The 20,050-nt window shown below is 71.1% G+C and carries 22 protein-coding genes and 5 tRNA genes; 7 read left to right on the top strand and 20 right to left on the bottom strand.

Going from position 1 to position 20,050, the window contains the following annotated elements; all coding sequences use genetic code 11:
• The first annotated feature begins 217 nt into the window (after window positions 1-217).
• Entirely contained in the window at window positions 218-403 is a 186-nt protein-coding gene (gene rpmB, locus HG542_RS31410; RefSeq protein WP_003957616.1) for a 50S ribosomal protein L28, read from the top strand.
• A gap of 151 nt (window positions 404-554) precedes the next feature.
• Here rpmB and thiD read toward each other — a convergent pair whose 3' ends face one another.
• Together thiD and HG542_RS31400 are read right to left on the bottom strand one after the other, a co-directional pair.
• Complete coding sequence (gene thiD, locus HG542_RS31405) at window positions 555-1,349, bottom strand: bifunctional hydroxymethylpyrimidine kinase/phosphomethylpyrimidine kinase (RefSeq protein WP_171087482.1); 795 nt, start codon at window positions 1,347-1,349, stop codon at window positions 555-557.
• Window positions 1,350-1,359: 10 nt separating this feature from the next.
• Entirely contained in the window at window positions 1,360-2,346 is a 987-nt protein-coding gene (locus tag HG542_RS31400; protein WP_171087480.1) for a thiamine-phosphate kinase, read from the bottom strand.
• A 150-nt stretch (window positions 2,347-2,496) separates the two neighbouring features.
• Between HG542_RS31400 and HG542_RS31395 the strand changes: the two genes are divergently transcribed.
• Window positions 2,497-2,730 (top strand): Lrp/AsnC family transcriptional regulator, encoded by a 234-nt coding sequence (locus HG542_RS31395; protein WP_171087478.1) that lies wholly within the window; start codon window positions 2,497-2,499, stop codon window positions 2,728-2,730.
• Between the two features lie 20 nt (window positions 2,731-2,750).
• Window positions 2,751-3,245 carry a DUF3515 domain-containing protein gene (locus tag HG542_RS31390; protein ID WP_171087477.1) on the top strand — a complete coding sequence of 165 codons (495 nt, stop codon included), beginning with the start codon at window positions 2,751-2,753 and terminating at the stop codon, window positions 3,243-3,245.
• A 113-nt stretch (window positions 3,246-3,358) separates the two neighbouring features.
• On the opposite strand, the gene HG542_RS31385 is transcribed toward HG542_RS31390, so the two are convergent.
• Genes HG542_RS31385 through HG542_RS31375 form a run of 3 tightly spaced genes read right to left on the bottom strand, consistent with a single transcriptional unit; the run spans window position 3,359 to window position 6,289 of the window.
• Window positions 3,359-4,507: a D-alanine--D-alanine ligase family protein gene (locus tag HG542_RS31385; RefSeq protein ID WP_171087475.1), complete on the bottom strand. Its 1,149-nt coding sequence runs from the start codon at window positions 4,505-4,507 to the stop codon at window positions 3,359-3,361.
• Window positions 4,508-4,541: 34 nt separating this feature from the next.
• On the bottom strand, window positions 4,542-5,543 hold the full coding sequence (locus HG542_RS31380) for an NAD(P)H-dependent glycerol-3-phosphate dehydrogenase (RefSeq protein WP_171087472.1): 1,002 nt from the start codon (window positions 5,541-5,543) through the stop codon (window positions 4,542-4,544).
• Window positions 5,540-6,289, bottom strand: a complete 750-nt coding sequence (locus HG542_RS31375; RefSeq protein WP_171087470.1) for a lysophospholipid acyltransferase family protein — start codon at window positions 6,287-6,289, stop codon at window positions 5,540-5,542. The genes HG542_RS31380 and HG542_RS31375 overlap by 4 nt, the downstream gene beginning before the upstream one ends.
• Before the next feature lie 171 nt (window positions 6,290-6,460).
• Between HG542_RS31375 and cofC the strand changes: the two genes are divergently transcribed.
• Together cofC and HG542_RS31365 are read left to right on the top strand one after the other, a co-directional pair.
• Complete coding sequence (gene cofC / locus HG542_RS31370) at window positions 6,461-7,117, top strand: 2-phospho-L-lactate guanylyltransferase (protein WP_229922509.1); 657 nt, start codon at window positions 6,461-6,463, stop codon at window positions 7,115-7,117.
• 9 nt (window positions 7,118-7,126) lie between these two features.
• On the top strand, window positions 7,127-7,333 hold the full coding sequence (locus tag HG542_RS31365; RefSeq protein ID WP_171087466.1) for a hypothetical protein: 207 nt from the start codon (window positions 7,127-7,129) through the stop codon (window positions 7,331-7,333).
• Window positions 7,334-7,503: 170 nt separating this feature from the next.
• On the opposite strand, the gene HG542_RS31360 is transcribed toward HG542_RS31365, so the two are convergent.
• The 4 genes from HG542_RS31360 to leuC form a co-directional block, all read right to left on the bottom strand.
• Entirely contained in the window at window positions 7,504-8,148 is a 645-nt protein-coding gene (locus HG542_RS31360; protein ID WP_171087464.1) for an HU family DNA-binding protein, read from the bottom strand.
• A gap of 123 nt (window positions 8,149-8,271) precedes the next feature.
• Window positions 8,272-8,517, bottom strand: a complete 246-nt coding sequence (locus HG542_RS31355; protein WP_171087462.1) for an SCO5555 family protein — start codon at window positions 8,515-8,517, stop codon at window positions 8,272-8,274.
• Window positions 8,518-8,686: 169 nt separating this feature from the next.
• Complete coding sequence (gene leuD / locus HG542_RS31350; protein ID WP_171087460.1) at window positions 8,687-9,280, bottom strand: 3-isopropylmalate dehydratase small subunit; 594 nt, start codon at window positions 9,278-9,280, stop codon at window positions 8,687-8,689.
• 6 nt (window positions 9,281-9,286) lie between these two features.
• Entirely contained in the window at window positions 9,287-10,711 is a 1,425-nt protein-coding gene (gene leuC / locus HG542_RS31345) for a 3-isopropylmalate dehydratase large subunit (protein WP_171087459.1), read from the bottom strand.
• Window positions 10,712-10,813: 102 nt separating this feature from the next.
• On the opposite strand from leuC, the gene HG542_RS31340 reads away from it, so the two are divergent.
• The gene (locus tag HG542_RS31340) at window positions 10,814-11,542 is read left to right on the top strand and encodes an IclR family transcriptional regulator (protein ID WP_171087456.1); all 729 of its coding nucleotides are present in this window, start codon (window positions 10,814-10,816) and stop codon (window positions 11,540-11,542) included.
• Window positions 11,543-11,605: 63 nt separating this feature from the next.
• On the opposite strand, the gene HG542_RS31335 is transcribed toward HG542_RS31340, so the two are convergent.
• From HG542_RS31335 to HG542_RS31285, 11 genes are all read right to left on the bottom strand, one after another.
• Window positions 11,606-12,547, bottom strand: a complete 942-nt coding sequence (locus HG542_RS31335; RefSeq protein WP_171087454.1) for a sensor histidine kinase — start codon at window positions 12,545-12,547, stop codon at window positions 11,606-11,608.
• Window positions 12,537-13,385, bottom strand: a complete 849-nt coding sequence (locus HG542_RS31330) for an MEDS domain-containing protein (protein WP_171087452.1) — start codon at window positions 13,383-13,385, stop codon at window positions 12,537-12,539. Before HG542_RS31330 ends, HG542_RS31335 begins: the two co-directional genes overlap by 11 nt.
• 87 nt (window positions 13,386-13,472) lie before the next feature.
• A tRNA-Glu gene (locus HG542_RS31325) sits at window positions 13,473-13,545 on the bottom strand.
• A 36-nt stretch (window positions 13,546-13,581) separates the two neighbouring features.
• Window positions 13,582-13,653, bottom strand: a tRNA-Gln gene (locus tag HG542_RS31320).
• Window positions 13,654-13,669: 16 nt separating this feature from the next.
• Window positions 13,670-13,742 (bottom strand) — tRNA-Glu (locus HG542_RS31315).
• Between the two features lie 40 nt (window positions 13,743-13,782).
• Window positions 13,783-13,855 (bottom strand) — tRNA-Glu (locus tag HG542_RS31310).
• Window positions 13,856-13,924: 69 nt separating this feature from the next.
• Window positions 13,925-13,996 (bottom strand) — tRNA-Gln (locus HG542_RS31305).
• An 88-nt stretch (window positions 13,997-14,084) separates the two neighbouring features.
• The gene (locus HG542_RS31300) at window positions 14,085-14,816 is read right to left on the bottom strand and encodes an HAD family hydrolase (protein ID WP_171087450.1); all 732 of its coding nucleotides are present in this window, start codon (window positions 14,814-14,816) and stop codon (window positions 14,085-14,087) included.
• A 47-nt stretch (window positions 14,817-14,863) separates the two neighbouring features.
• Window positions 14,864-16,339: a glutamate--tRNA ligase gene (gene gltX / locus HG542_RS31295; RefSeq protein WP_171087448.1), complete on the bottom strand. Its 1,476-nt coding sequence runs from the start codon at window positions 16,337-16,339 to the stop codon at window positions 14,864-14,866.
• Window positions 16,332-17,117 carry a fumarylacetoacetate hydrolase family protein gene (locus tag HG542_RS31290; protein WP_171087446.1) on the bottom strand — a complete coding sequence of 262 codons (786 nt, stop codon included), beginning with the start codon at window positions 17,115-17,117 and terminating at the stop codon, window positions 16,332-16,334. Before HG542_RS31290 ends, gltX begins: the two co-directional genes overlap by 8 nt.
• 93 nt (window positions 17,118-17,210) lie before the next feature.
• Complete coding sequence (locus tag HG542_RS31285; protein ID WP_171087445.1) at window positions 17,211-17,393, bottom strand: hypothetical protein; 183 nt, start codon at window positions 17,391-17,393, stop codon at window positions 17,211-17,213.
• Between the two features lie 468 nt (window positions 17,394-17,861).
• Between HG542_RS31285 and HG542_RS31280 the strand changes: the two genes are divergently transcribed.
• A partial coding sequence (locus tag HG542_RS31280; protein WP_171087442.1) for a sensor histidine kinase occupies window positions 17,862-20,050 on the top strand: 2,189 nt, incomplete at its 3' end.

Below are 20,050 nucleotides of genomic sequence, written 5' to 3'. Positions count from 1 at the left end.
GCTCATGGGCAGTGGGCAGACTAGTCCCGCCGGGCACCGGGAAGGGCAGGCCGGGCGGGGTCGGGGGCGGTCATGGTAGTTTCGTTGTCCAGGAGCGGTCGTTGTATGCTGCTCCGGTTGCCTGATGAGAGTCAGGCTTTCCCCTGGCAAGCCAGTCACCACCGACCCGGCACGCCGGGATTTCCCGTAAGTGCATCTGAAGTCTTTGGAGTGACCCGTGGCTGCCAACTGCGACGTCTGCGGCAAGGGGCCGGGCTTCGGCAACAACATTTCGCACTCGCACCGCCGTACGTCCCGTCGCTGGAACCCGAACATCCAGCGTGTGCGTGCCGTGGTCGGTCGGACGCCGAAGCGCCTCAACGTCTGCACCTCGTGCATCAAGGCCGGCAAGGTCTCGCGCTAATCGCTAGCGCAGCCCCGCCGGTTGCCGAAGCCGGTCCACCTCGCGGTGGGCCGGTTTTTGCTTTGTCTGCGGGACGTGCGCGGTTGCTCGCGCAGTTCCTCCCCCAGCTACCGCTGGGAGGTGCCCCCAGCGCCCCTTACGGGGCGCCCCGTCACCCCCGCAGCGTCCACCCATGGTCCACCGGGCCGATGCCTCCGCCCAGGGGGAAGCCGGACGCGATGGCGCCGGTCACATAGTCCTTGGCCCGTGTCACGGCCTCCGGCACCGGATAGCCCTTCGCGAGGCCCGACGCGATGGCGCTCGCCAGTGTGCAGCCCGTCCCGTGCGTGTGGCGGTTGCCGTGCCGTACCGCCCGCAGCCAGTACTCCTCCTCGCCGTCCGTCAGGAGATCCACCGCGTCCGGGCCGGCCAGGTGGCCGCCCTTGATGAGGACCCACTCCGGGCCGTGGGCCAGCACGGCGTCCGCCGCGCGGCGCAGGTCCGCCTCGACGGCCACACGGACGCCCGTGAGCCAGGCGACCTCGTCCAGGTTGGGCGTGGCGACCGTCGCCAGCGGCAGCAGCCGCGTGCGGACCGCGTCGAGCGCCGACGCGGCCAGCAGCGGGTCCCCGTGCTTGGAGACGCCCACGGGGTCGACGACCACGGGCGCGTGCACCCCGGCCAGCAGACCGGCCACGGTCTCCACCAGCTCGCCGGAAGCGAGCATGCCGGTCTTGACCGCCTGTACGCCGATGTCGTCGACGACACTGCGGAACTGGGCCCGCACCGCCTCGGCCGGCAGCGGCCAGGAGCCCTGGACGCCGCGGGAGTTCTGGGCGGTGACGGCGGTGACGACGCTCATGCCGTGCACGCCGAGGGCGAGCATCGTCTTCAGGTCGGCCTGGATGCCGGCGCCGCCGCCGGAGTCGGATCCGGCGACGGTGAGCACGCGGGGAGGTATCGGCATACGGCCGAATCTACAAGTCGCCCCGGTGGTCCTCGGCGTCCAGGTCCCCGAAGTGGTCCCAGCCGCCGGCCCGGTCCCAGGGGGCACCGTCGACGGTGACCTGAGGCAGGGCGGAGGGGCTGACCACCTCGCCGATGACCTTCCAGCGGGCCGGCAGCTTCACGTCCGGCGGGAAGGTGGCCACGATGGCGTGGTCCTCTCCCCCGGTCAGCACCCACTGCAGCGGGTCGACACCGACCGCCTGCCCGATGTCGGACATCTGCGTGGGCACGTCGATCGCGGCCGTGTGCAGGTCGATGCGGACCTTGCTGGCGTCGGCGATGTGCCCGAGGTCGGCGATCAGGCCGTCGCTGATGTCCGTCATGGCGGTGGCACCGAGATCCGCGGCGGCGGGCCCGGCGTGGTACGGCGGCTCGGGGCGCCGGTGGGCCTCGACGAAGGCGCGGGGCGATCGGAAGCCCCGGACGAGCACCGCGAGCCCGGCCGCGGACCAGCCCAGCCAGCCGGTCACCGCGACCACGTCGCCGGGCTGGGCGCCGGAGCGGGTGACGGGCTCGTGGTTGCGCAGGTCGCCCAGGGCCGTGATGGCCACCGTGATGGTCTCGCCGCGCACCACGTCCCCGCCGACCACGGCGGCCCCGGCGACCTGGCACTCGTCGCGGATGCCGTCCATCAGCTCCACGGGCCAGGTGGCGGGCAGTTCGGCGGGCACCACGAGGGCGAGCAGCACCGCGGTGGGCACCGCGCCCATGGCGGCGATGTCGGCCAGGTTCTGGGCGGCCGCCTTGCGGCCCACGTCGTAGGCCGTCGACCAGTCGCGGCGGAAGTGCCGCCCCTCCAGGAGGACGTCCGTACTGGCCACGACCCTGCGGTCGGGGGCGGCGACCACCGCGGCGTCGTCACCCGGCCCGAGCCGTACCGCCGGGGTGGTGGTGAGCCGGGAGGTGAGCTCTCTGATGAGCCCGAACTCCCCCAGCTCGCCCACGGTGCCTTTCACTGAGCTCCTCCTCGGAGTGTTCCGTTCCGGTGTCCTCACCGGGTATTGCCGCGCCGCGCAGGCCGCGCGGGTCTCCCCTCAGCCTGCGGTGACGCGGTACCGTGGCGTCTCTTCTCCCCACATGATCCTCGTAGCCGCCCTGGAGGTTCCGTGGTACAGGCGTACATCCTGATCCAGACCGAGGTCGGCAAGGCTTCGACCGTGGCCGATGTCATCTCCAAGATCCCGGGGGTGATCCAGGCCGAGGACGTCACGGGTCCGTACGACGTGATCGTGCGCGCCCAGGCCGACACGGTGGACGACCTCGGCCGCATGGTGGTGGCCAGGGTCCAGCAGGTGGAGGGCATCACCCGCACCCTGACCTGCCCGGTCGTCCATATCTAGCTCCCCCGTATGCTCGGCCGGTGAAGTCTTCGCTCCGCCGACCGGCCGGCCTGTCCGCTGTTGCCCTGCTGCTGACGGCCGTGGCCTGCTCGGCCCCGGGCGGGCCCGCGGCGCCGGCGGCACCCACACCGCCGGCCGCCGAGGCCGCGCTCTGCCGGGCGCTGCACAAGGAACTGCCGGGGACCGTGGACGGCCGCGAGCGGCACGACCCCGTTCCTGCTTCGGACTTTACCGCCGCCTGGGGCGGCCGTCCGGCGATCGTCCTGCGCTGCGGGGTCCCGAAGCCGGATCTGCTGAAGCGCGATCCGGGCGCGGATGCGGCGGAGATCGACGGAGTCGACTGGCTGCCCGAGAAGCAGCCCGACGGCAGCGTCCGCTGCACCACCACCCTGCGCGAGGCCTGGGTCGAGGTGACGCTGCCGAAGCGGGTGGCCGGCGATGCCGGCGATATCAGTGCGCTGACCGATCTCGCCGGCGCCGTCAAGAAGACCATCCCCGAAGGGATCATCTCCTAGTCGGCTGCGGGTCCGTTGTGGCTGGTCGCGCAGTTCCTCCCCCAGCTACCTCCCCCAGCTACCGCTGGGGGGACCCCCAGAGGTGCCCCCAGCGCCCCTTCGGGGCGCGGAACCTAGCGCAGGCCCGTCGGGCGGCGCAGCGCCGCCTGGATGAGCCGGTCGACCAGCTCCGGGTAACTCACGCCCGTCTCCTGCCACATGCGCGGGTACATGGAGATCGGGGTGAAGCCCGGCATGGTGTTGATCTCGTTGATGACGAACTCGCCGTCCTCGGTGAGGAAGAAGTCCGCACGGACCAGGCCCTCGCAGGAGGCCGCGTCGAAGGCCCGTACCGCGAGCTCCTGGACGCGCCGGGTCTCCTCCTCGGTGAGCGGCGCGGGCACGATCCCGGCGGCCGAGTCGATGTACTTGGCCTCGAAGTCGTAGAAGTCGTGGGCCGTGACCGGGGGGATCTCGGCGGGCACGCTGGCGCGCGGTCCGTCCTCGAACTCCAGCACCCCGCACTCGATCTCGCGGCCGCGCAGCAGCGACTCGACCAGGATCTTGGGGTCGTGGCGCTGCGCCTCGGCGATGGCCTCGTCCAGGCCGGAGATGTCGTCGACCTTGGTGATGCCCATGGACGAACCGGCGCGGGCGGGCTTCACGAACAGCGGCCAGCCGTGCTCGCCGGCGAAGTCCACGATCTTCTTGCGGGCGGCGGAGGGGTCGTTCTGCCACTCGCGGGGGCGGATCACCTCGTACGGGCCGACGGGCAGCCCGAAGGAGGTGAAGACCCGCTTCATGTACTCCTTGTCCTGGCCGACGGCCGAGGCGAGCACGCCCGCGCCCACGTACGGGATGCCGGCCAGGTCGAGCATGCCCTGCAGGGTGCCGTCCTCGCCGTACGGGCCGTGCAGCACGGGGAAGACGACGTCGACCTCGCCCAGCGCCTTGGGCACGGCGCCGGGTTCGGTGTAGACGACCTCGCGGCTGTGCGGGGTGACGGGCAGCAGCACCGAACCGTCGGCCGACCCGGCGAGCTGCTCGACGCTCGGCAGCGTGCGGTCGGCGATCGCCATCCGCTCGGGGTCGTCGGCGGTCAGCGCCCAACGGCCGTCGGCGGTAATGCCGATCGGCAGCACGTCGTACGTGGTGCGGTCGATGGCTCGCAGCACGGCGCCCGCGGTGACCACGGAGATGGCGTGCTCGGAACTGCGGCCGCCGAAGACGACCGCGACGCGCGGCTTGCGGCCGGTGCTCTGGGGGGAGGTCTCGCTGCTCATATCGCGTCGAGACTACCTGGTGGGAAGCAATGCGTCAGTGCCGCTCGGGCTTGGCGCTGCGCGACATCAGCTCCTTGAGCGCCACCATGGGCGGCTTTCCCTCGTGCACGATGCCCACGACGGTCTCCGTGATCGGCATGTCGACATGATGACGCCGGGCCAGATCGAGCACGGATTCACAGGACTTGACGCCCTCGGCGGTCTGCTTGGTGACCGCGATCGTCTCCTCCAGGGTCATCCCGCGGCCGAGGCCGGCGCCGAAGGTGCGGTTGCGGGAGAGCGGCGAGGCACAGGTGGCGACGAGGTCGCCCATGCCCGCGAGGCCGGCGAAGGTGTGCGCGTCGGCGCCCATGGCCAGGCCCAGCCGGGTCGTCTCGGCCAGACCGCGGGTGATGAGCGAGGCCTTGGCGTTGTCGCCGAGTCCCATGCCGTCGGCGATGCCGACCGCGAGCGCGATGACGTTCTTGACGGCGCCGCCGAGTTCGCAGCCGACCACGTCGGTGTTGGTGTACGGGCGGAAGTAGGCGGTGTGACAGGCCGCCTGGAGGCGCCGGGCCACGGACTCGTCGCGGCAGGCGACCACGGCGGCGGCGGGCTGCCGGGCGGCGATCTCCTTGGCGAGGTTGGGTCCGGTGAGGACGGCGACCTGCTCGGGGCCGACCTTGGCGACCTCCTCGATCACCTCGCTCATCCGCTTGGCGGTGCCGAGTTCGACGCCCTTCATCAGGGAGACGAGCACGGTGCCGGGGGCCAGCAGGGGCTCCCACTCGGTGAGGTTGGCGCGCAGCGTCTGCGACGGCACGGCGAGGACGGTGAAGTCCGCGTCGCGGGCGGCCTCCGCGGGGTCGGTGGTGGCCCGGACGCCCATGGGGAGTTCGACGCCGGGAAGGTAGTCGGGGTTGGTGCGGCCGGTGTTGAGGGCTTCGACGAGCGGGGCGCGGCGGCCCCACATGGTCACCTCGCAGCCCGCGTCGGCGAGCACCATCGCGAAGGCGGTGCCCCAGGAGCCGGTGCCGAAGACGGCGCAGCGCGTCACTTGCTGTCCTCCTGGTCCTTCCGGCGGGCAGCGGCGCGCGCCTTCTTGTGGTTGTACGGTTCTGCAGGTGCGGGTTCGCCGCGGAGTTCGGCGAGGAGTTCGGTGATGGCGGCCATGATCTTCTCGGTGGCCGCGCGCAGCACCTCGGCCGTCGGCTCCTGCCCGTAGAAGTCGGAGAGGTCGACGGGCGGACCGGCCAGCACCTTGAGGGTCTTGCGGGGGAAGAGCCGGAGCTTCTTCTCCTTGGCGTACGGCGGCATCGCCTCGTTGGCGCCCCACTGGGCGACCGGGATGACCGGGGCGCGGGTGAGCAGGGCGACGCGGGCGGCACCCGTCTTGCCCTCCATGGGCCACATGTCGGGGTCGCGGGTGAGGGTGCCCTCGGGGTAGAAGGCCACGCACTCGCCCCTGTTGATGGCGTCGACCGCGTTCCGGAACGCCGTTGCGGCGTCGGCGCTCTCGCGGTAGACGGGGATCTGCCCGGTGCCGCGCAGGATCGCACCGACGAAGTTGCCCCTGAACAGTGCGGCCTTGGCCAGGAAGCGGGGCACGCGCCCGGTGTTGTACTGGTAGTGCGCGTAGGACAACGGGTCGAGATACGAGTTGTGGTTGACGGCCGTGATGAATCCGCCGTCCGCCGGAATGTGCTCCATTCCACGCCAGTCCCGCTTGAACAGAACCACGAGCGGCGGTTTTGCCAACACCGCGGCAAGGCGGTACCAGAAGCCGATTCTGCGGCGGGACACTCGGTCACCCTTCTCTTGGGACATGGATCCGGCTCTCGGGCCGGTAACGCACCCGGGGCCGGACAAGTGTCGCCCCAGGTGCCCGGTCTGTCGAGAACACCGTAACCCCGCGCCCCACGGGCGGCCGCGGCAGCGGCGAGAATGAGACCGGAGCGAAGAGAGGGGGCACGGGTGCGCTGGACTCTGGTGGTACCGGTGAAGTCGCTGACCCTGGCCAAGAGCCGGCTCGGGGCCGCGGGCCCGGGACACCCGCCGCGGCCCGCGCTGGCCCTGGCGTTCGCCCTGGACACCGTGGAGGCCGCGCTGGCCTGCCCGGCGGTGCGGGGTGTGGCGGTCGTCACGGACGACCCGCTGGCAGGGGCCGGAGCGGCCGCCCTGGGCGCCCGTGTGCTGCCCGAGCCGCCGGGCGGCGGCGGGCTGAACGCGGCGCTGGCCCACGGCGCGCGGAGCGTGCGGGAACAGTTGCCGGACGGCGCGGTGGCCACGCTCAACGCGGACCTTCCGGCGCTCCGGCCCATGGAACTCGAGCGGGTACTCGGCCGTGCCGCGGAATTCCCGCGCGCATTTCTCGCGGATGCCGCGGGAATCGGTACGACCCTGCTCGCCGCGGCCCCCGGAATGGAATTGGCTCCGGCGTTCGAGGGCCGTTCGCGCGCCCGGCACCTGGCTTCCGGGGCACGGGAGATCCTGCTCGACGGCGTGGATTCCGTGCGCCGCGACGTGGACACGGAAGCCGATTTGCGGGCCGTTCTCGCGCTGGGCACGGGGCCGCGCACGGCGGCGGTGGCGGGGCCGCTGCGGTCCGCCTCGCGGCCGGCCAGGACATAGGCTGGCGGCATGCAGGCCACCGCGTACACCTTCGATCCTCAGACCCGGTCCGGGAGCGTTCTCCTGGACGACGGCACGCCGGTGCCGTTCGGCGCGGACGCGTTCGACGCCGGGGGCCTGCGGCTGCTTCGGGCCGGGCAGCGGGTGCGGATCGAGTTGGCGGCGACCGATTCCGGCGAACGTCATGTGACGTTGGTGACGTTGCAGACGTTCTGAGCTGAACGTTCGGCTGCGGGCCGGCTGTGGCTGGTCGCGCCCACGCGGCGGAGCCGCAGATGAAAACCGCCCCGCGCCCCTTACGGGGCGCACTCCCCACAACGCACCGCGGGCCGGCCTCCCCTTCGGGAGGCCGGCCCGGCGGTGACGCCGTTGCGTCCGCTGCCTGCTTACTTCTTCCTGGCAGTGGTCTTCTTGGCGGTGGTCTTGCGCGCAGTCGTCTTCTTGGCCGGAGCCTTGACCGCGGCAGCCTTCTTGGCGGGAGCGGTCTTCTTGGCCGTGGCCTTCTTGGCGGTGGTCTTCTTCGCCGTGGCCTTCTTCGCCGCGGGCGCCGCCTTCTTGGCGGTGGTCTTCTTCGCCGTGGCCTTCTTCGCCGCGGTGGTCTTCTTCGCCGGTGCCGCCTTCTTGGCGGTGGTCTTCTTCGCGGCCGCCTTCTTGGCCGTGGCCTTCTTCGCCGCGGCCTTCTTCACGGCCGTACCGCCCGAAAGGCTGCCCTTGGGCGCCTTCTTGACGGCGACCTCGCCGCCCTTCGGGAGCTTCTTGGTGCCGGCGACCAGGTCCTTGAAGCCCTGACCCGCGCGGAAGCGGGGCACCGAGGTCTTCTTGACCCGCACGCGCTCGCCCGTCTGCGGGTTGCGGGCGTAACGGGCCGGGCGGTCGACCTTCTCGAACGAGCCGAAGCCGGTGACCGAAACGCGGTCGCCGGCGCACACCGCGCGGACAATCGCGTCCAGCACCGCGTCGACCGCGTCCGCGGCCTGCTGCCGGCCACCGAGCTTGTCGGCAATCGTTTCAACGAGCTGCGCCTTGTTCACGTCTTCCCCTTCGGAGACTTCGCCGGAAACTGATCCAGCTTTTTTCGCACGTTAGGCAGATATATACCGCAAATCAAACACGAAACGGTCTAATCACCCTTGTGCCGCAACGAACCCGACCCGTCACGGAGTTCCGTCGGTGCCGCGCTCTGAAGGGAAACGGCCCTCGTCGAGGTCGTTCATCAGCCGGTCCAGACGCCTTGCCGCGCCTGAGAGATCGTGCTTCGCCGAAGCCGTGATGGCCAGCAGCTGCCTGGACAGTGCCACCCGTACGTCCTCGGGGACTTGCAGTGTGCGCACCCTCGAGTGCGCTTCCTTCAGCCGGTCCGCGACAAGCCGGTAAAGCTCGAGTTGGCTGTCGCGTTCCATGCACCGATTGTGCCATCTGAGGCGAGTTGTCGCTTCACAGGGCCTCAACAAAGCGGTGCGCCCCCTGTCCGAAGACAGGGGGCGCATCATGTCAAACCCCGGGTGAGCAGCGAAAATCCGGGGGTCCGAAGCCGGGGTACGGACTGGGCCGAATGAGCTCGAATGGGCCTCAGACGACGGCTGTCGAGGGCTTGAACGCGGGCCTGACGGCCTCGTACGCGGCGATGTCCGCCTCGTGCCGGAGGGTCAGTCCGATGTCGTCCAGGCCCTCCAGGAGCCGCCATCGGGCGTTGTCGTCAAGGTCGAAACCGGCCGTGATGCCCTCGGCCCGTACCTCGCGCGCGACGAGATCGACCGTCACCTCGGCGGCGGGGTCGGCCTCGGTGAGTTCCCACAGCCGTTCCACAGTCTCCTGCGGCAGGATCACGGTCAGCAGGCCGTTCTTGAGCGAGTTGCCGCGGAAGATGTCGGCGAACCGGGAGGAGATCACCACGCGGAAACCGTAGTTCTGCAGGGCCCATACGGCGTGTTCGCGCGAGGAGCCGGTGCCGAAGTCCGGTCCGGCGACCAGCACCGAGGCGCCTTCGCGTTCGGGCCGGTTGAGCACGAACTCCGGGTCCTTGCGCCAGGCCTCGAAGAGCCCGTCCTCGAAACCGTCACGGGTGACTTTTTTCAACCAGTGCGCAGGGATGATCTGGTCGGTGTCCACGTTGCTGCGGCGCAGCGGGACGGCCCGGCCGGTGTGTGTCGTGAAGGCTTCCATGGCTGTTCAGACCCCCGCGGTGGCAGTGACGTCGGACAGGTCGGCCGGCGAGGCGAGCCGGCCCAGGACGGCGGTGGCGGCGGCCACCTGGGGCGAGACGAGGTGGGTGCGGCCGCCCTTGCCCTGCCTGCCCTCGAAGTTGCGGTTGGACGTCGACGCGGACCGCTCGCCGGGCGCGAGTTGGTCGGGGTTCATGCCCAGGCACATCGAACAGCCCGCGTGCCGCCACTCGGCACCCGCTTCCGTGAACACCTTGTCCAGGCCCTCGTCGACGGCCTGCAGGGCCACCCGTACCGAGCCGGGGACGACCAGCATCCGTACCCCGTCGGCCACCGCGCGGCCGCGCAGCACGTCCGCCGCGGCACGCAGGTCCTCGATGCGGCCGTTGGTGCACGAGCCGACGAAGACGGTGTCCACGCGGATGTCGCGCAGCGCCTGACCCGCCGTCAATCCCATGTATTCCAGGGCTCGTTCGGCGGCGGTGCGCTCGGACGGGTCGGTGTACGAGGCCGGGTCGGGAACCGACGCCGACAGGGGTGCGCCCTGGCCGGGGTTGGTGCCCCAGGTGACGAACGGGGCGAGTTCGGAGGCGTCGATGACGACCTCGCGGTCGAAGACCGCGTCGTCGTCGGTGCGCAGGGTGCGCCAGTACGCGACGGCGTCGTCCCAGTCCTCGCCCCGGGGCGCGTGCGGACGATCCTCGAGATAGGCGAACGTCGTCTCGTCGGGGGCGATCATGCCGGCCCGGGCGCCCGCCTCGATGGACATGTTGCACACCGTCATCCGGGCTTCCATCGACAGCTTCTCGATGGCGGAGCCGCGGTATTCGATGACATGGCCCTGGCCGCCGCCGGTGCCGATGCGGGCGATGACGGCGAGGATCAGGTCCTTCGCCGTGACGCCGTCGGGCAGTTCGCCCTCGACGGTCACCGCCATCGTCCTGAACGGCGCCAGCGGGAGCGTCTGGGTGGCCAGCACGTGCTCGACCTGGCTGGTGCCGATGCCGAACGCGAGGGCGCCGAACGCGCCATGGGTCGAGGTGTGGCTGTCGCCGCAGACGACCGTCATGCCGGGCTGGGTCAGCCCCAGCTGGGGTCCCACCACGTGGACGACGCCCTGCTCGACGTCGCCCAGCGGGTGCAGGCGCACGCCGAACTCGGCGCAGTTGGCGCGCAGCGTCTCCAGCTGGGTGCGGGAGACCGGGTCCGCGATCGGCTTGTCGATGTCGAGGGTCGGGGTGTTGTGGTCCTCGGTGGCGATGGTGAGATCGAGCCGGCGGACCTTCCGGCCGGACTTGCGCAGGCCGTCGAAGGCCTGCGGGCTGGTCACCTCGTGGAGCAGGTGCAGATCGATGAAGAGCAGATCGGGTTCGCCCTCGGCGCGCGTGACGACGTGGTCGTCCCAGACCTTCTCCGCGAGTGTCCGTCCCATCGCTGTCCCATTCGTCGGTTCGTGGGTGGTGTCCGTCCAGAGTGGCGCGTCTCGCGGAAATGTGAACTTGCGTTTCACAGTGTGAGACGTGAGTATCGTTTCATGGACAACACCAATGGCCCCTCGAGTGGTGTGGGCGTACTCGACAAGGCAGCCCTCGTGCTGAGTGCTCTGGAGGCCGGTCCTGCGACGCTCGCCGGGCTGGTCACCGCGACCGGTCTCGCGCGCCCGACCGCGCACCGGCTGGCGGTCGCCCTGGAGCACCACCGGATGGTGGCGCGCGACATGCAGGGCCGGTTCGTCCTCGGCCCCCGGCTGAGCGAACTGGCCGCCGCCGCGGGCGAGGACCGGCTGCTGGCCATGGCCGGGCCGGTGCTCACGCACCTGCGCGACGTGACGGGCGAGAGCGCGCAGCTGTACCGCCGCCAGGGCGACATGCGCATCTGCGTCGCCGCGGCAGAACGGCTGTCCGGATTGCGGGACACGGTGCCCGTGGGTTCGACGCTGCCGATGAAGGCGGGGTCTGCCGCGCAGGTGCTGATGGCGTGGGAGGAGCCGGAGCGGCTGCACCGCGGGCTCCAGGGGGCGCGGTTCACGGCGACGGCGCTGTCCGGGGTGCGGCGGCGCGGCTGGGCCCAGTCCATCGGCGAGCGCGAGCCGGGGGTCGCCTCGGTGTCGGCGCCGGTGCGGGGGCCGTCGAACCGGGTGGTGGCCGCCGTATCGGTCTCGGGACCGATCGAGCGGTTGACGCGGCATCCTGGGCGGATGCATGCCCAGGCGGTGCTGGACGCGGCCATGCGGTTGACGGAGGCGCTGCGCCGGAACGGGTAGGGGGTGCCTCCGGCGGATCTTCGCCATGCGGCATCACGGCGCCCCGTCAGGGGCGCACCCGCCTCAGTCGAAGGTGCGGGGGCCTGTCACGCGCAACGTCAGCCGCGTCAGGGCGCCCTGCGCCCTGATATCCAGGGAATCGGCCAGCGACCGGGCGAGCCACAGCCCGTCCTCCGGCTCCGGCCGGTCCCCGGGCGGGCGGAAGCCCGCGAAGACCGGCACCGTGGCGGGCCCCGTGCACAGCAGCTCGTAGACGAGCTGCCCCGGCTCCTCCCAGGCCCGGACGGCCAGCCGGGTGCCCGCCGGCGCCAGCAGGTAGGCCGCGGCCTCGCAGACCGCCAGGACGGCCAGGCCCAGCCGCTCCCCGTCCAGGCCCGCCGCAACGGCCCTCTCGCGGGCGAACAGCCGCACCGCCGACGCCGCGGTCGTCGGACCCGCCCGGGACGCCCCTGCGGGCGCAGGGGCCCGCGGTGGGGCCACGCCGGCCGCGTAGGCCGCCGGCTCCGCGCAGCCGGCGCACGGGATCAGGCGCCGGCCGTCCATCCGGGCCGGGTGCGTGGCGCAGGCGGCCCGTGCCACGTCCGCCGGGACGGTCCTGGTGTCGTACGGGCAGATCATCCACACCGGCAGCCCGGCCAGCAGCACATTGAGCCCGGACTCCATGCGTTTCCACTCCGCGACCTGGCGGGCGGACCTCCCGCACCACACCGGCTCCGCGAGCATCCGCGTGCGGCGCCCGGGCCGGGCGCGGCGGTCGTGGTAGCGCAGGAAGGCCGAGACGCGCTCCACGGGCCGGCGCCCGAAGTACGCGGTCTCGGCGGTGTCCAGCGCGTGCGCCCGCTCCCCCAGGGCCCGCCGGAGCAGGTCGAGGTTGGCGGGCGTCGTGGCGGCCAGCACGGGCTCCCCCGCCGCCAGCCCGTCCCGGACGAACGGCACGGCCGTCGCCAGGAACTCCGCGTCCGTGCCGTACAGGCACGCGTGGTGGACGAATCCGTCAGCAGGCATGGGCCGCCCCCAGCCGGAGGCCCGGGGTGCGGTCCCAGCCGATCATCGTGATGACCTGCCGCAGGTGCGGCAGCAGCCCGGTGAGCTCGACCGTGCAGTGCCGGGCGGCACGGGCCCGGGCGAAGGTCATCAGCAGCCGCAGCCCCGCCAGGTCCAGGAATTCCACCCGGGACATCTCCAGCCGCACGTCCTCGCGGACGGCCGCGACCGAGCGCAGCGCGTCCCGCAGGCAGCGGTGGGCCCCGGCGTCGACCACGCCCTCGATGCGCAGGCCCTGCGGCCGGTACGTACGGACCACGACGAGGTCGGCCGTGCGGACCAGCGGATCCGCCTCGACGCTGCCGGCGTGCGCCGACTCGAGGGCGTCCGGCGTGCCCGGCCCGCAGCGGCGCAGGTCGTACTGGCAGACGGCCAGTGCCCGGCCGGAGCCGAACTCCCCGTCCAGCAGCGCCTCGTACTCCAGCAGCCGCGGCAGATCCGGCATCCCGCCCGCGCCCGGGTCCCCCGCGACCCGCAGGGCACGGCAGCCCTCGGCGCGGGACCGTGCGGCCGCCGTGCGCAGCCGTGCGAGCAGGGCCGCGGCGTCGAACCGCCCGTCGGCGGTGAGGAATTGGGCGAGCGCGACCACTTCGAGCCGCCCGGGCGGCACCGGGGGCAGGCTCGGGGCGGGATCGCCGGTGAGACAGAGGATCTTGTCGTCCGCGTCCAGGCCCCCCAGGACGAAGTCCCGCAGGACCGATGCCCGCTCCTCGTCCGACGCGAACAGCAGACATGCGTGGTCGCCGGGTCGGAGATCACCGACGTGGACGCGGCGGCGCACGCCATGGGCATGGACCATGCGGGGATTATCGCGCCGCCCCGGATACCGCGGAAGAGCGCATGAAAAAATGCCTCCCGCCGAAGCGAAAGGCATTCTTTCCTCTTGTACCCCCGACCGGATTCGAACCGGCGCTACCGCCTTGAGAGGGCGGCGTGCTAGGCCGCTACACAACGGGGGCCTGCTTATTGCTCCGAAGATTTCGACGCAATCCGCGCTGGGCTACCAGGACTCGAACCTAGACTAAATGAACCAGAATCACTCGTGCTGCCAATTACACCATAGCCCATGGTGGTTTCACCCAGTACCCCCGACCGGATTCGAACCGGCGCTACCGCCTTGAGAGGGCGGCGTGCTAGGCCGCTACACAACGGGGGCCCTAGCGATCCCTTTTGGAGTTTCCTCCTCCAGGAACCAGTACCCCCGACCGGATTCGAACCGGCGCTACCGCCTTGAGAGGGCGGCGTGCTAGGCCGCTACACAACGGGGGCTCGCACTGCGCTTTTGCTTCTTGCTTCATTCCGAAGCTTATCAAGAGAATTCGAAGCGATTTTCTCTTGCTGGGGTACCAGGACTCGAACCTAGACTAAGTGAACCAGAATCACTCGTGCTGCCAATTACACCATACCCCACCGTAACTCCACCCCCCGGAAGGGGTCTTGTCCGGCTTGCGCCCTCCGCTCCGGCCTCTCGGCCCTCTCGGGCGGCGCAGGAAGAACATTACCCGAAGGTGGACGGGGCTCCAAAATCGATAACTCCGCGCAGCAGCAGGGGCAGCTCACCGAGCCCTCCGATCCGCCGCACCCCCTCCGGAACCACGGCTTCCGCAGCCTCGCCCGTGCGGTCCAGCCACACCGCGTGCAGCCCGGCGTCCCGGGCCCCCACGGCGTCCCCCTGCAGCTGGTCGCCGACGTACACGACCTCGCCGGGGGCCAGGCGCAGGGCCGCGCAGGCGGCGTGGAAGGCACGCGGGTCGGGCTTGGGCCACCCGACCCGGTCGGCGCACAGCACCCGTTCGAAGCGGCGGCGCACTCCCAGGGCGCGCAGCTTGCGCTTCTGGTGTCTGGTGCCGGAGTTGGAGAGCACCGCCTGCCGGTAGTGCGGGGCGAGGGCGTCCAGGGCCGGCCGGGCGTCCGGGAAGAGGGTCCAGGCGGCCTCGTAGTGCGCGATGTAGCGGGCGAACCAGGCGTCGGCCTCCCGGTCGCCCAGCGGGGCGCCCAGGAAGGCGCGGGCCCGCTCGCGGCGGTGCTCCCGGAAACCGAGCTCGCCCGCGAGGAAGCGGGCGAACTGGACCTCCATGACCTCACGCCAGAGGCCGAGGGCCTGCTCCGCGGTGTCGTACCGCGAGAGCAGGCCCTCGGCCTCGATGTGGCGCAGTGCGCCTGCACGATCGGACCCCGTGTAGTCGAACAGGGTGTCGTCGACGTCCCAGAGGACCGCGCGGACCGTCATGCGTTCGACGGTACCGCGCCGTCCCGCGGAGCCCACAGGCCCGTGCGTCAGCCCGCCAGCTTCGCCAGCGCGGCGTCCACGCGCGCCAGCGTCCGCTCGCGGCCCAGGACCTCCAGGGACTCGAACAGCGGGAGGCCGACCGTGCGGCCGGTGACGGCGACGCGGACCGGGGCCTGGGCCTTGCCCAGCTTCAGGCCGTGCTCCTCGCCGGCGGCGACGACGGCGGCCTTGAGCGCCTCCGCGGTCCAGTCGCAGGCGGCCAGCTTCTCGCGGGCCGTGCGCAGCAGGGCGTCCGAGCCCTCCTTCATCGCCTTCTGCCAGGACGCCTCGTCCTCGACGGGCTCGTCCAGGAAGAGGAAGTCGACGTTGGCGGTGATGTCGGAGAGCACCGTGAGGCGGGTCTGGGCGTGCGGGGCGATGGCCTCCCACGCGGCCTGGTCGAAGCTCTCCGGGAGCCAGTTGGCGTGCGGGGCGCGCAGCCAGGGCTCGCAGGCCTCGGTGAAGGCCTTCACGTCCAGGCGGCGGATGTGGTCCGCGTTGATGGCCTCGCACTTCTTGAGGTCGAAGCGGGCCGGGTTGGCGTTGACGTCCTTGATGTCGAACGCCGCGACCATCTCGTCCATCGTGAAGATGTCCTGGTCGGCGGAGAGCGACCAGCCCAGCAGCGAGAGGTAGTTGAGCAGGCCCTCGCGCAGGAAGCCGCGCTCCCGGTAGAGGTTCAGGGAGGACTGCGGGTCGCGCTTGGAGAGCTTCTTGTTGCCCTCGCCCATCACATACGGCAGGTGCCCGAACTGCGGGATGCTGCCGTTGCCGACGCCGATCTCGGCGAGGGCGCGGTAGAGGGCGATCTGCCGCGGGGTGGAGGAGAGCAGGTCCTCGCCGCGCAGGACGTGGGTGATCTCCATCAGGGCGTCGTCGACGGGGTTGACGAGCGTGTAGAGCGGCGCGCCGTTGGCCCGGACGATGCCGAAGTCCGGCACGTTCTCCGGGGTGAAGGTGAGCTCGCCGCGCACCAGGTCGGTGAAGGTGATCGGCTCGTCGGGCATCCGGAAGCGGACGATGGGCGTGCGGCCCTCGCCCTCGTACGCGGCGACCTGCTCCTCGGTCAGCTCACGGCACTGGCCGTCGTAGCCGGACGGCTTGCCGGCGGCGCGGGCGGCCTCGCGGCGGGCGTCGAGCTCCTCGGTGGTGCAGTAGCACTTGTACGCGTGGCCGCGCTCCAGCAGCTGGGCCGCGACCTCCTGGTAGCGGTCCATGCGCTGCGACTGGCGGTACGGCGCGTGGGGGCCGCCCACCTCGGGGCCCTCGTCCCAGTCCAGGCCCAGCCACCGCATGGCGTCCAGGAGCTGCTCGTACGACTCCTCGGAGTCGCGCGCCGCGTCGGTGTCCTCGATGCGGAAGACCAGGGTGCCGCCGTGGTGCCGGGCGAACGCCCAGTTGAACAGGGCGGTCCGGACCAGGCCCACGTGGGGGTTGCCGGTCGGGGAGGGACAGAAACGTACGCGGACGGATCCGTTAGCCACGCTTGATCACCTTGTTGGTGAGAGTGCCGATGCCTTCGATGGTGACGGCGACCTCGTCGCCGACGTTCAGGGGTCCGACCCCGGCCGGGGTGCCCGTGAGGACGACGTCGCCGGGGAGCAGCGTCATCGCCTCGGTGATGTGGACGATGAGCTCCTCGACGGAGCGGACCATGTCGCTCGTCCGGCCCAGCTGGCGCTGTTCGCCGTTGACGGTGCACATGATGCCGAGGTTCGCCGGGTCCTCGATCCCGGTCTCGATCCACGGGCCGAGCGGGCAGGAGGTGTCGAAGCCCTTGGCCCGGGCCCACTGCTGCTCGCGCCGCTGGACGTCGCGCGCGGTGAGGTCGTTGGCGCAGGTGTAGCCGAGGATGACGTCCTTGACGCGCTCGCGCGGGACCTCGCGGCACATACGGCCGATGACGACGGCGAGCTCGGCCTCGTGGTGGAGCTCGCTGGAGAAGGAGGGGTAGGCGATGGGGTCGCCGGGGCCGATCACCGCGGTGGACGGCTTGAAGAAGGTGACGGGCACCTCGGGGACGTCGTTGCCCAGTTCTGCGGCGTGCTCGGCGTAGTTGCGGCCGATGGCGACGACCTTGTTGGGCAGCACGGGCGGCAGCAGCCGCACCTTGCTCAACGGGACCTTCTTCCCGGAGCGCTCGAACTCGGCGAAGGGATGTCCCTTGATGATGTCGAGGACGGGGCCGCCTTCGGTGGAGGCGTCCCCCTCCACGACGCCGAAAGCGACGTTGCCGTCGATGGAGAACCTGGCGATGCGCACGGGAAGCCTGTGCCCCTTTTTGTCTTGTCCGGCCGGAATCTGGAACCCCAGGCTATCGCGGGGGTGTGCAGGCGGCCCGTGCGCGGCCGGGGGTCAGTCCTGCGGCACCTGGACGACGGGCGCGGTCATCAGGATGGTGCGGCGCGGGTTGGCGGTGACCTGGGGCAGCTGCACGGCGTGCTGCGGGCGGTCGGCCTCGGCGACGCCCAGCCCGGCGGCGTCCTCGAGGTGGGCCAGCGTGGTGCGGCGCGGGTTGGCGGTCTTCACTGACTTCACTGAGGGCCTCGCGTTGTCCTTCTCGCGGTTGTGTAAAGGACCAGGCTAGGCGCGCCCATCCCCCCGGAGTCGCCCGGCAAGTCATGGGTTTCCTGTGAGTTTGCTCACGAGGAAGCCGAGAAAAGCCGCATAACGGGCGCTCACTTCACGGCCGCGAAACGGACATTGGGGTGCTGAATCAGACGTTCCGCTCCTGATCATGGCGACTGGGACAGGGACCCGTGACCAGCACCGGACTGACGACTCATCGCCAAAAGTCCGAATTGAGCAAACCGATATTCGACAGCGAGTGACGATTGCGGATACGCCGCGTAGTGGCATGTGCGTCCCGGACCACCGGCCTTGTTGGGAGATCGGGCACTGTGCTGGAATTCCGGGGACCGCCAGGGGGGCACCGCGGTCCCCCCACGACTCGACACCGTCCCTCCGTCTTCCGGCGGGACGCCTGGTCCAGAGGTTGCGACGCTAGTGCAGGGACGTTTCAAGAGGGATGGCAGCGCTGCGGCGGAGCCGGAGCCGCGCGGTGCGACCGACCGCGGCACGCCGGCCGATACGCCGGGCGCGACGCCGGACGGCGCCGAAGCCGCCGAGCAGCCGCAGGCCAAGGAGCCGAGCGGGACGGGCTCACGAATAGCCCTGCGCAACTGGCGCATCAGTACCCGTCTGGTATCCCTGCTCGCCCTCCCGGTCGTCGCCGCGACGACCCTGGGCGCCTTGCGTATCGACAGCTCGCTGCAGAAGGTCGACCAGCTCGACCACATGAAGCTCCTGACGGAGATGACCGGTAAGGCGACCCAGCTCGCCGACGCGCTCCAGCAGGAGCGCGACCAGTCCGCGGGCCCGATCATTTCCGGCAACCCCAAGGACGACAAGGTCCTCGCCTCCCGGCAGAAGGCCGACCGGGCCATCGACGCGTTCCGCCAGACCACTGCGAAGGTCAAGCCGAACGACCCCACGATGGTCGGCGTGACGACCACCCTGGTCGACATCTCCAAGCAGCTGGACAAGATCAAGGAAATCCGGCAGAGCGCCTACACGGACAAGGACTTCCTCTCCCAGACCGTCAACAACTACGACGGCCTGATCAACTCGCTGCTGACCCTGTCCCAGGACATGGCCCAGGCCACCAGCGACAGCGACATGATCACCGCGACCCGCGCGCTGGCCACGTTCTCCGCCGCCAAGGAGTACGCGTCCATCCAGCGGGCCGTGATCAGTGCCGCCCTGGCCCGCCCCGGCGGCGCCGCCCTCTCGGCGAACGACCGCCAGTACGGCAAGTCGGCGCTGGACGCCGAGGACGAGGCGATGCGCCGCTTCACGGCCATCGACGCCAACGACTCGGCCTCCCTGCTCAAGGCGCTCAACGGCGGCATCCCCGACATCACTTCGGCGAACACCTTCGCCGAGCGCGTCCTGGGCAAGGCCGACGGCCTGAAGAGCGAGCCCAAGAGCTACCTGGACTGGTACGACCAGGACAGCGTGAAGCTCGAGGAAATGGCCAAGATCGAGACCACGCTCCTCACGGAGATGGACCAGAAGGCCGCCGACCTGAAGGACGAGGCCAACCAGGAGGCCATCCTCAACGGTGCCCTGATCGTCCTCGTTCTCGGCATCTCCCTCGTCGGCGCCTTCGTCGTGGCCCGCTCCATGGTGCGCTCGCTGCGCCGGCTGCAGGACACCGCGACCCGGGTCGCCCAGGACCGTCTGCCGGAGCTCGTCAAGCAGCTGTCCGAGACCGACCCGCAGGACGTCGACACGTCCGTGGAGTCCGTCGGCGTGCACAGCCGCGACGAGATCGGCAAGGTGGCCGCGGCGTTCGACCACGTGCACCAGGAAGCGGTCCGGCTCGCCGCCGAACAGGCCCTCCTCCGGGGCAACGTCAACGCGATGTTCACCAACCTCTCGCGCCGCAGCCAGGGCCTCATCCAGCGTCAGCTCTCGCTCATCTCCGAGCTCGAGAGCCGCGAGGCGGACCCGGACCAGCTGTCCTCGCTCTTCAAGCTCGACCACCTCGCGACCCGTATGCGCCGTAACGGCGAAAACCTCCTCGTCCTCGCGGGCGAGGAGCCGGGCCGCCGGTGGACCCGGCCCGTGCCGCTCGTCGACGTGCTGCGTGCCGCCGCGTCCGAGGTGGAGCAGTACGAGCGCATCGAACTCAGCGGCGTGCCGCCGACCGAGGTCGCCGGCCGTGTCGTCAACGACCTCGTGCACCTGCTCGCCGAGCTGCTCGAGAACGCGACCTCGTTCTCGTCCCCGCAGACCAAGGTCAAGGTCACCGGTCACGCCCTGCCCGACGGGCGCGTGCTCGTCGAGATCCACGACACCGGCATCGGCCTGTCGCCCGAGGACCTCGCCTCCATCAACGAGCGGCTCGCCAGCCCGCCGACCGTGGACGTCTCCGTCTCGCGGCGCATGGGTCTGTTCGTGGTCGGCCGCCTGTCCCTGCGACACGGCATCCGCATCCAGCTGCGCCCGTCCGACTCGGGCGGCACCACCGCGCTCGTCATGCTGCCGGTCGATGTGGCCCAGGGCCACAAGAAGCCGGCGCCGGGCGGGCAGGGCGGCCCCGGCGGCAAGGGCGGCGCCCCGGCCGGTCTGGCCGGCGGCCCCGGCCAGCGACGCGAAATGCCGGGCAGCGGTCCGCGCCCGGCGCTGGG

This window comes from Streptomyces morookaense (assembly GCF_013030945.1).
GTDB classification, from domain to species: domain Bacteria; phylum Actinomycetota; class Actinomycetes; order Streptomycetales; family Streptomycetaceae; genus Streptomyces; species Streptomyces morookaensis.
The sequence above is the reverse complement of the archived record's forward strand: the minus strand, read 5'-3'. Positions and strand labels throughout refer to the sequence as shown.